At 47.1% G+C, this 7,563-nt stretch carries 7 protein-coding genes and 1 pseudogene; 1 reads left to right on the top strand and 7 read right to left on the bottom strand.

Annotated features, from left to right (window positions below):
* Positions 1-275: 275 nt before the first annotated feature.
* From HZB61_09905 to HZB61_09885, 5 genes and pseudogenes are all read right to left on the bottom strand, one after another.
* Positions 276-500, bottom strand: a pseudogene (locus HZB61_09905) (restriction endonuclease).
* Between the two features lie 185 nt (positions 501-685).
* On the bottom strand, positions 686-1,162 hold the full coding sequence (locus HZB61_09900) for a tetratricopeptide repeat protein (GenBank protein ID MBI5056913.1): 477 nt from the start codon (positions 1,160-1,162) through the stop codon (positions 686-688).
* On the bottom strand, positions 1,162-1,770 hold the full coding sequence (locus tag HZB61_09895) for a peptidase C39 family protein (protein ID MBI5056912.1): 609 nt from the start codon (positions 1,768-1,770) through the stop codon (positions 1,162-1,164). Before HZB61_09895 ends, HZB61_09900 begins: the two co-directional genes overlap by 1 nt.
* Complete coding sequence (locus HZB61_09890; GenBank protein MBI5056911.1) at positions 1,770-2,162, bottom strand: PA2779 family protein; 393 nt, start codon at positions 2,160-2,162, stop codon at positions 1,770-1,772. Before HZB61_09890 ends, HZB61_09895 begins: the two co-directional genes overlap by 1 nt.
* A gap of 142 nt (positions 2,163-2,304) precedes the next feature.
* On the bottom strand, positions 2,305-3,180 hold the full coding sequence (locus HZB61_09885) for an SDR family oxidoreductase (GenBank protein ID MBI5056910.1): 876 nt from the start codon (positions 3,178-3,180) through the stop codon (positions 2,305-2,307).
* 110 nt (positions 3,181-3,290) lie between these two features.
* On the opposite strand from HZB61_09885, the gene HZB61_09880 reads away from it, so the two are divergent.
* Positions 3,291-3,947 (top strand): HAD-IA family hydrolase, encoded by a 657-nt coding sequence (locus tag HZB61_09880; GenBank protein ID MBI5056909.1) that lies wholly within the window; start codon positions 3,291-3,293, stop codon positions 3,945-3,947.
* Positions 3,948-3,986: 39 nt separating this feature from the next.
* On the opposite strand, the gene rho is transcribed toward HZB61_09880, so the two are convergent.
* Together rho and HZB61_09870 are read right to left on the bottom strand one after the other, a co-directional pair.
* A complete protein-coding gene (gene rho, locus HZB61_09875; GenBank protein MBI5056908.1) occupies positions 3,987-5,270 on the bottom strand; it encodes a transcription termination factor Rho in 1,284 nt (427 codons plus the stop codon).
* Positions 5,271-5,681: 411 nt separating this feature from the next.
* Positions 5,682-7,563 (bottom strand): hypothetical protein (locus HZB61_09870; protein ID MBI5056907.1); only part of this gene is annotated, 1,882 nt, incomplete at its 5' end.

Genomic DNA, 7,563 nt, shown 5'->3' with positions numbered 1-7,563 from the left:
TTGGAAAATGAAAGCTCATAAAGCTAATTCAAAAGGCAAACACGCCTTGCAAGTTTATATTTCCTCTAAACCCGCTTCTCGCCCAAGGGGCCATTTTCCCCTTGCTCTTAAGGGGACATATTGACTTTGCTTAAACATAAGATAAAAAAGAATCCTTTTAAAAGTTCCGATTCAGGGAAATACGGAAAAGCCAAGTATCCATCATGGATACAACCGCAATCAAATCCGAGAAGAATGGGAACTCCGATTGTTGCACTATTGACAGCAGATGTCACTTTTGCCTCTATCAACGCAATGGGGATATTGGGTTTATAGTAGAGAATATAATCAGCGCGCTTTGCTTTGCCACGGGTAACAAGTTTCCCACGGACAATGATCCGGCCCTTGGTGAAATACACCTCTTCCCGAATCTGAGACTGTACATCCCAGCCAGTCTTCTCGATATTGGGAGTAATAAACTTTGTGCAGATATCGCGCTCTGTGAGGTCTTTTTTATTCATATTGGAATAGCACTAAGAATTAGTCCCTTGAAAAATCTACCGCTTAATTTTACTCAAATACCCCGGAGAAACGGCAAGAATATATTACGTGTATGTCAATTAAGAATTAAAAGTGCAAAAGCGCCACATTGCAGAAGTACAACAGTGCAATAGTACCACAGAGCAGAAGGGAAAAGGCTCATCCGCTATCGCGGATTCAGCGCTCTTATCTTTTCGAGGGTGTCCCTGAAGATAGATTCTTTTGCGGGATTTAATTCGATAGCTTTCAGGGCGAGGCTTTCGGCTTCGGCGAGGTTTGTCTTTTTTGTGTAATAGAGCCACGCAAGGTTGTTGCGCGCGTCTGCGTTGCCGGGTAATTTTTCTACAGCCATTTTAAAGTATTTTTCAGCCTCGTCCAATTCGTTTTTCTGAAAATAGGTATTGCCGAGATAGAGATACGCAAGAGGCAGTTTTTCAGCGGCCAGCTTGTACTCTTTTATAGCAGGGTCAAGCTCGTTGTTTTTCTCATAAGCTACTCCAAGGTTTAAATGTTCCTCCGGGGTGAGCGGGTCGTCCAGAACAATTATCCTTGGAAGCCTGCAGGCGGAGAAGATCAGCGCAATGCAGAAAGAAATCAAAAAGAATGATAGCAGGCCATATTTTCTATCCAACCGTTTATTCATCATTTCGGGGTTATCAGGAGGGTCCAGAATTTTGTCCTCTCCCATGACCTCAGAAAATTATTCAGAGGTATAAATTTACGCCTTTCTTTACCGGAGTTGGCTGTTATACCGTTTTCATTATACCCCGTGACCACCATGAAATGGTTCTTCTGGTAAACCCAGATACCGTAATCAACCATGACTATCAGGGGATTGCCCGCGTCAATATTTTTCTTGATATCCTCAATGCTGCCTTCATACTGATCGGCTTTAAATCCCTTTCTCTCCGCGTATAAGATCATGTCCATATTCAGTGTCCCCCGTGCGGATTTACTGTACACCTCCTCTGCGATCTCATGGGGCGTAACATTGAGCCCCCGGTAATTCAATATCGCGGCGAGCGATGAAGGACCGCACTGGTAGTCTTCCTGCGGATAGAACGGGACATTGCTTATAACGCGGTCATCGGCGGATTGCCTGATATCGCGCCCGGCAGCGCATGAAAGGAGCAGGGACAGGACAAGGAACAAAACAAAAGGATGCCTTCTAAAGAAGGCATCCTTTTTGTGCGGCTGACTTATGAGAGACTTTATCCATGCTTTCAGCAAGGATATAATAATAGTCGTCATTACGTGACAACAACCCGGTGCCCTGTGATTTTAAGCAGGATAACAATGAGGATCGCGATCACGAGAAGCGCGATTATGACACCCAGGGCATCATCTCCGGCAACTTTAAAATCATCGAGCTTCTGAGAAAACTGGTGAAGCTGCTCATCGCTCAACTGGCTGAGTTTCGACTGGACCTCATCTTGTGAGAACCCCAGTTTTCCAAGACGCTCTTTCACCATCTTCATCTCTATGAACTTCTGGACCTTCTGAAGGTCCGCGACCCTGTCGAATCCGGGGACCGCGAGGGCCTCAGAGGGGGAAATGCCTGCTTCGACCTTGGGCGCGATGCCTATCAAAAACATCGCAAAAACAAGATACCATGAGACACATCTGATAAGTTGACTGTTCACCTATTTCACCTCCTTTAAATTTTCACATCAGTATTTGATGACGATAATTCAATAAAATGTAGAGACGCCGTTAACGGCGTCTCTAAAACATATACAAATAATATGAAAACATTTCTTTCATGTCAAGCGGAAATGTTATCAACTAAAGCATATCACGTATTTTCTGAAGCTCATCATTTAGAGGCAAGGGGCTGAAACCCAGCGCGTAAGCCTTTGAACTGTCAAGCGTCACATCCGCTGCCCTTGGGGCCGCCATTACAATGTCCCTCTGGCGGAGCTGTATCAACTTTGCTTCATGCAGTCCCAAAACATCCCGTAACAGCAATCCGAATTCATACCGTGAAACGCGTTCAACGCCGCCAAGGTGTATTATGCCTTTTACTTTCTCAAGAGCGATGAAGATCCCTTGGACGGCAGCTTCAGCGCTGAGAGGGTTTCTGAATTCGTCAGTAAATAACCTCAATTCTCTTCCTTCCTTCATTGCCGTTATCATGGGTTGAATGAAGCTTTCAGACACGGGACTTGGCAACCCGAACATCAAAACCATCCGGCACACAGCGGTATCAGGATATCTCTTCAGCATCTCTTGCTCCGCCGACACTTTCTGCTCTCCATAAATATTTACGGGACAAACCGGGTCTCCTTCACGATAAGGGGCGTTCAATCCGTCAAACACCAGGTCGGTTGAAGTGAAGGCGCAGGGGATTTTGTGGTCCGAACACAAACCGGCAATGCTGACGGATGCATCAACGTTGATCTTGCGCGATTTATCTTTATTCATCTGGCAATAATTGGGATCGGACGCCGCTGCCGTATGTATAACCGCGTCAGGACGGACCTCGTGAAACAGTTTCTTGAGTTCGTTAAAATCCGTCAGATCAACTCTGATAATGTTCGCGCCGTCAATTTCTATTGGATGAGAAAAGGCCGTGCCGTATACTTCCCGGTCTTTTTTCGCCGCATTGCAGATATTCCATCCGAGGAAACCGCTGGCGCCTGTCACAAGGAGTTTTTTCATAATGTTTAGTTTAACCTCCTCTTTTAAGTCTCTTCCCTGTGCCTCTGTGGTTCCTTTCCTGGAAATGTTACAATAATTTCCATCATAACCAATCCTGTAAAGGGAATACAATGCTCAAACAGATACCGTTAGATGAAATAAAATACATCCTTCTTGACATGGACGGCACCTTGCTCGATCTCTATTTTGACGATTATTTCTGGGGGCACCTCGTGCCTGAAAAATATGCCGAGAAGCACAACATGACATTCGGCGCTGCAAAGGAACATTTATTCACGACCTACAAATCACATGAAAAGACTTTGAACTGGTGCGATATAGATTTCTGGTCAAAGGAGCTCCACCTCGACATCCCCGCGCTTAAAGAACAGATACGCCACCTCATCGAGGTCCATCCTCATGTCATAGATTTTTTAAAGATGATGAGGAAGCACAGGAAGAAGATATTCCTTCTGACAAATGCCCACTTCAAGACCGTGAAGATAAAATTCAACAAGACGCAGATCGGGAAGTATTTTGACGATGTGCTGTGTTCTTTTGATGTAGGCCACCCCAAAGAGTTCATTGAATTCTGGCAAAAGGCTGAGAGGAAACTGAAATTCGACAAGAAGCATTCCCTCTTTATTGACGATACGGAAGATGTTTTAAAAACTGCGAAGGAATTCGGCATCAGGCATTTGCTGTTTAAGGCGAGGGCAAGCTCAAAGGCCGAACCAAAGAAGACGGAAAAATTTCTCACCATCCATGATTTCAGGGAGTTGATGTAAAGTCTGTCCCTGACAGGCATCTTTGCCTCTCAAAAACCACTACTTGTTCATCATATCAAGGAAGTCTTTGTTGCTCTTTGTCCCGGTCATCTTGTCAAGCAGGAACTCCATGCTTTCCACCGTGCTGAGCGAATGCAGCACTTTGCGTAATATCCACATCCTCTGAAGCACGTTCTTCTCAACAAGCAGCTCTTCTTTCCTTGTGCCGGAGGCATTGATATTTATGCTCGGGAAGATCCTCTTGTCAACAAGCTTTCTGTCGAGATGCAGTTCCATGTTGCCTGTGCCTTTGAACTCTTCAAAGATAACGTCGTCCATCCTGCTGCCTGTGTCAATAAGGGCGGTTGCAAGGATTGTCAGGCTGCCGCCGTCTTCGATGTTCCTGGCGGTACCGAAGAACCTCTTCGGTTTCTGAAGCGCGTTGGAATCAAGGCCGCCTGACAGGACCTTTCCGCTGGCAGGGATCACGGCGTTGTAGGCCCTCGCGAGCCTGGTTATCGAATCAAGGAGGATCACGACATTTCTCTTTGATTCAACAAGCCTCTTTGACCTTTCAATGACCATCTCTGCAACCTGTATGTGCCTCTGAGGCGGCTCGTCAAAGGTCGAGCTGATTATTTCCGCGTTGACCTGTCTCTTCCAGTCGGTAACTTCCTCCGGCCTTTCATCGATAAGGAGAATTATAAGATGTACATCAGGGTGGTTCTTTTTTATCGACTTTGCTATGGACTGAAGCAGCATGGTCTTACCGGTCCTCGGCGCTGCGACGATCATGCCTCTCTGTCCCATTCCTATCGGCGTAACAAGTGACATGACCCTTGTTGAATAGTCGTCCTTGGCGTATTCGAGATTTAGGGCCTCTGTCGGGTAATATGGTGTGAGATTATCAAATAAAGCCCTTTCAATGTTTTCATCGGGAGACTCATGGTTGATGGCCTCGACTTTAAGGAGGGCGAAATATCGTTCACTCTCTTTCGGCGGCCTAATCTGCCCGGTTACAAGGTCCCCGGTGCGCAGGTTGAATCTTCTGATCTGCGAAGGGGAAACGTATATATCGTCGGGGCCCGGCAGATAGCTGTAATTGGGCGAACGTAGAAAACCGAAGCCGTCAGGCAGGATCTCCAGCACGCCTTCTCCAAAGATCAACCCTGTCTTTTCCGTCTGCGCCTGTAGTATCGCAAAGATGAGGTCCTGCTTCCTGAGGCCCCTCGCCCCTTCAACGCTTAAACCTTTCGCCATCTTGGTTAATTCATCTATGGTCTTTTCCTTGAGGTCTGTAATATTCATGCCAACTACTCCTTGATTTTTGTTCTTCTCTGCCATGGGGTTAAACTTCCTTTTTTTGTGGGATTAAATTGTTTAGGGTATAAATAGTGCTCTTATTGAGGCAAAATGGAATTGCCTGTCAGCATCAATTTCTAAAATATATAAATTATAGGATGCGCTCCTTATTTTTTTGAAAACATACTCTTGGAGGTTTTAAACCTTTCAATACAAACGGGAATTACACGATGAAGATTTGTTAAAGACATACTATAATAGTTTTATTTTTTTGTCAATCCCCTGTATAAGTCAAAGACATATGCGACAAAATTCTTCTGAAAGAAGATAATCGATAGGCCAAAGACATATGTGGCTAATCTGTATTATAGAATATCAAATAATCGGCCAACTTCAAGCTCTTGCCTGTTTCGTTTTATCCGCTATCTTTTCTTTCCGGGAGTTCAGTGTTATCTAAAACCCCTGATGACAGACATCACACTCGTAACCATTCCAGGACCTGTAGGGAGTTCCCCACTTGACCGGGGTCTGCGGCCCGTGGCAGATGACGTTAGAACAGTTTTTAGTGACCGGATCAAAGGTGGCTCCTGTCAGTTTCACATTGCCCGAATAGAACCCTTTGGTAAGGGTAAATGCAACATCTTTTTTGCCGTTTACATGTTTTGCTGTATTGTAGATCGGGACATTGCCGAATACGATGCTGTATTCAGTCCTGCTCCACGCGGCGTCAGCTTTTACCGTATCGCTATGACACGTGCTGCACTGAAGAGGAGCAAACCCCATATTCCAGACGTGGAGACTTATAAATCCGAAATCATCAGTCCATCCGTGGCTGTTGCCGGCCCCTGCCGAGACCGTGGGATACGCTGTCATTGGAGGATTGCCATGGCAGCCGTTACAGCCGAGCGAGTCAACGCCCCATGCGGGTGTCTTGTATTCCGTCGTTTTTACAACGAGGCTCTCCCACGGAGGATCGTAAACCAGCGGCGGGAGATAAGGCGGCACCGTTGGAAACGGCACCACGCCGGAGGTTGTTACTTTTGTATAGCTGTGACAGTAGACATTGCTGCACGTGCCCATTGTGTATAGCATCCCGTTACCATCGGCATAAGTAGAAGTCCCCGGTGTATAAGCGGCATTTGGTGGATTTAACGCCTTAAGCGAACCGGCAGGCGCATTCGGATTGTACAGTTCGATCTCAGCACTGCCGCCTCCGCTGTTCGGTACACTGTTCATATGCTTTGACGCATCAATCGGGTGACAATTGCCGCAGTTCATTATGTACACCGTGCCCTGCGAAGCGGCATCCTGCGTTATAGCTGTGCTCCCGTATGAAGCTTGCTCGATAGTGCCGCCGAAGTGTTTCAGATGCGTGCCCGTTGCAGGCGGCACACCGTGGCAGCTCCCGCAGGCCCCGCCTCCGGACGGTTTAAACCCTTCACCGTGCGGGTGACAGCCCGTGCAATTTGTTCCATCATTATGCGACTGTCCGCCGGGAGCTGTGCCGTCAGACTGATGATGATTTGTCATTGTATGACATGTTTCACACACATTCTGGTTATAAGGCGTGCCATTTGCAAATGAACCTGCGCCTGTCAATGATGTGAATACTATATTGCTGCCCGGTATCGCACTGCCTGCGAGTGTTGAACGCACCGCCTTCAAGTTTGTTTGCGCATGCATCGGGTCGTGGCAGCCTACGCAGGTATTGTTATATATATATTTGCCGGAGCCGTTTGCTGAACTGTGTGTCTTCACATCCGGCGCTGTTGGATAACTCGCCTTCAAAGCGCCTGTTGCCGTATGACACTGTTCGCACTTGCTGTCGGGTATGGTTGTTGTATATGGCTGGCCGTCAACGTGACAATAGCTGCAATTGTTGATCGTGTCATGGGGCGGCGGCGGCGTCCCGCCTGCCGGTTTGAATCCTTCATTATGCGGATGGCAGCTTGTGCAATCCGAGTTATCGTTATGGCCCGTATAATTCCCTCCGGTCAAATCACCGGGGGCTGAGCCGTCTCTGCGGTGATGGTTGGTCTGTGTATGGCACATTTCGCAAACGTTCTCGTTATGCGGGGCGCCGTCCGCAAATGAGCCTGTCCCTGTAGCTGCCGTGAACTTCACGAACTCCTGTATGTTCAGGCCTGTGACAGGATTATCGAGACAGATATATTCTTTTATGTATTTGCCGTAAGTAGTTTTGTATGCAAGATTCTGTTCCTGCTGGTGAGGGTTGTGGCAGGTTGTGCAGCTTGTGTCCCAGCTGCCGTATTTTGCGCCTACTACGGTTGATGAATGCATCTTTACATTAGGCGCTGAGCCGAAACCGTATGGC

The sequence above is a fragment of the Nitrospirota bacterium genome (assembly GCA_016214845.1).
GTDB lineage: Bacteria > Nitrospirota > Thermodesulfovibrionia > UBA6902 > UBA6902 > SURF-23.
This window is presented reverse-complemented; position numbering and strand designations above follow the sequence as displayed.